Source organism: Streptomyces sp. OfavH-34-F, assembly GCF_022347745.1.
GTDB lineage: Bacteria > Actinomycetota > Actinomycetes > Streptomycetales > Streptomycetaceae > Streptomyces.
In genome coordinates this window covers 1-2,654 of the sequence record NZ_JAKRGC010000520.1, presented here as the reverse complement: position 1 = coordinate 2,654, position 2,654 = coordinate 1, and the positions used below count along the sequence as shown (strand labels likewise).

Below are 2,654 nucleotides of genomic sequence, written 5' to 3'. Positions count from 1 at the left end.
AGGCGGCCGCGGAGACGAGGGAGAGCGCGACCGCCGCGAGCATGGCGTTCACCGGCGCGCTCCGGAGGCGGCGTACCCGGTGGCGTGGTCGCGCTGGGGTACGACGGACGGCCACGGCCGGGGCGGGCGGACCGGTTCGGCGCGCCGCAGCGGCAGCGCGGCGAGGACCACGGCGAGCAGCGCGGCGACGACGATGGAGTCGAGCCAGTAGTGGTTGGCAGTGCCGACGATGACGAGCAGCGTGAGCGCCGGGTGCAGGAGCCAGAGCCAGCGCCACCGGGACCGGGTGGCGACGACCAGGCCGACGCCGACCATGACGGCCCAGCCGAAGTGCAGCGAGGGCATCGCGGCGAACTGGTTGGCCATGGAGTCGGCGGCGGGCTGGGCCCCGTACACCGAGGGCCCGTAGACGCGGCCGGTGTCGACGAGGTGGGTGGCGGCGAGCAGGCGCGGCGGGGCGAGCGGGAAGAGCAGGTGGAGGGCGAGCGCGGCCCCCGTGAGTACGGCCAGGACGCGGCGTGCCCAGACGTAGTGGCGGGGCCTGCGCCAGTACAGCCAGACCAGGAACAGCAGCGTGGCCGGGAAGTGCACGGTGGCGTAGTAGGTGTTGGCGAGGTGGATCAGCGTCTCGTCGTGCAGCAGGAGGCGCTGGACGAGCCCTTCGCCGGGCAGGTGCGCGGCGCGTTCCAGGTCCCAGACGCGGTGGGCGTTGTGGAACGCCTCGTCCACGTGGCCGTTGGCGGCCCGGCGGCCGAGTTTGTAGATCAGGAAGAGCCCGACGACGAGCAGGAGTTCCCGGACGAGGGGCGGCCGGGCCACGGTGTCCGGGGACTCCGGGTCGGCGGGCGCGTGAGCGGTGTGTCTCACCCGGTGCCCCTTTGCTGACGATGCGGTGTCCTTGTGGCGGTTTCCCGCCCTTACCGATACGCCAGTGTACCGATACGGCCGCGTATCGGAACACTCGCGTATCGGTACACTGGCGTATCGATGGACCTCGTCGCAGAGCCGCAGAGAGGGAAGGCCCCATGTCGCCGCACCAGGCCGAGCAGGACAGGCACCCCGCGCAACGCCGGTCGAAGATCACGCCGGAGCGGGCCCAGGAGCTGTACACGGCGGTGCTCGACATGCTGAGGGAGAACGGCTACGAGTCGCTGACCATGGAGGGGGTGGCCGCCCGGTCCCGCTGCGGCAAGTCCACGCTCTACCGACAGTGGGGCTCGAAGCCGGAGCTGGTGGTGGCGGCCCTGCACGGCACCCGGCGCGGCACCCTGCGGAACATCGACACCGGTTCGCTGGCGGGCGACCTGCTGGAGGCGGCGCGGGCCATCGGCGAGGTCGCGGGCCGGGACACGCCGCTGACGCTGGCGCTCAGCCATGCGGCGCTGCAGAGCCCGGAGCTGCTGTGCGCGCTGCGCGAGTCGCTGATCCTGCCGGAGCTGGCGGCGATCGACGCGCTCGTGCGGCGGGGGGTGGAGCGGGGCGAGGTCGCGGCGGACAACCCGGCGGTGGAGTTCGTCGGCACCCAGCTGCTCGGCGTGATGCGGGCCCGCCCGATGCTGGCGGGCACCCCCGCGGACGAGACCTTCCTCGTCCGCTTCGTGAGGGGTGCGGTCCTGCCCGCGCTCGGCCTGAGCGCCCCGGAGCCCGGGGCCTGACAGACGTGGACCGTCGTCCCAGCGGATGACGGCGGTCCGCCCGCGCCGCACCGTGGGGACGGGGGCGGCGCGCAACCCGGCCGGCCGGTGACTTCTCCGAAGTCACCGGCCGTTCGCGTATCCGGAGCCGCACGCTCCCCCTTCTCGTCGGCTTGACGACAACCCCGGTCCCCCTTTATCGTCTTCATGACGATTAAATCCCGAGGGGGGTCCACATGGCCGACATCACCCGCCGCTTCGGCCGGCGCCATCTCCGTTCCGCGCCCACCGCGCACATCCGCCACCACAAGCGCGGCCGGCTCGTCCACGACGGGGCCGGACTGAGCTTCTGGTTCCGGCCGCTGAGCGCCGCACTCTCCGAGGTGCCGGTCAACGACCGCGAGCTGGCCATGGCGTTCCACGCGCGCACCTCCGACTTCCAGGACGTCACGGTCCAGGCCACCGTCACCTACCGCATCAGCGATCCGGCCGAGGCCGCCGCCCGCCTCGACTTCTCCGTGGACCCGGACACCGGCGCCTGGCGCGCCGCTCCCCTCGAACAGATCGCCACCCTGCTCACCGAGACCGCCCAGCAGCACACCCTGGACGTCCTGGCCCGCACGCCGCTGGCCGGCGCCCTGGTGGACGGGGTCGCCGCCGTGCGCGAGCGGGTGGCGGCCGGTCTCGCCGCCGAGCCCCGGCTGCCCGCCACCGGCATCGACGTGGTGGCCGTGCGCGTCGTCGCCATCCGCCCCGAGGCCGAGGTGGAGCGCGCCCTGCGCACCCCCGCCCGCGAACAGATCCAGCAGGAGGCCGACCGGGCCACGTACGAGCGGCGGGCCGTGGCCGTCGAGCGCGAGCGGACCATCGCCGAGAACGAGCTGGCCAGCCGGATCGAGCTGGCCCGCCGGGAGGAACAGCTCGTCGAGCAGCGCGGCACCAACGCCCGCCGCGAGGCCGAGGAGAACGCGGCGGCCGACGCGGTGCGCGCCGAGGCGGAGGCCGCCCGCACGGTGCGGC

3 protein-coding genes are annotated in these 2,654 nt (G+C 73.9%); 2 read left to right on the top strand and 1 reads right to left on the bottom strand.

All coding sequences use genetic code 11. The annotated features are described in order from the left end of the window. Positions 1-48 precede the first annotated feature (48 nt). Positions 49-867: a phosphatase PAP2 family protein gene (locus MHW47_RS34290; protein ID WP_239227749.1), complete on the bottom strand. Its 819-nt coding sequence runs from the start codon at positions 865-867 to the stop codon at positions 49-51. A gap of 158 nt (positions 868-1,025) precedes the next feature. On the opposite strand from MHW47_RS34290, the gene MHW47_RS34285 reads away from it, so the two are divergent. Next, a complete protein-coding gene (locus tag MHW47_RS34285) occupies positions 1,026-1,655 on the top strand; it encodes a TetR/AcrR family transcriptional regulator (RefSeq protein WP_239227748.1) in 630 nt (209 codons plus the stop codon). A 215-nt stretch (positions 1,656-1,870) separates the two neighbouring features. Continuing rightward, on the top strand, positions 1,871-2,654 hold a 784-nt coding region (locus MHW47_RS34280; RefSeq protein ID WP_239227747.1), incomplete at its 3' end, for an SPFH domain-containing protein.

Bases quoted from the DNA above. Each gene is read 5' to 3' on its own strand.
- MHW47_RS34285 (WP_239227748.1), top strand. From the start codon at position 1,026: ATGTCGCCGCACCAGGCCGAGCAGGACAGGCACCCCGCGCAACGCCGG.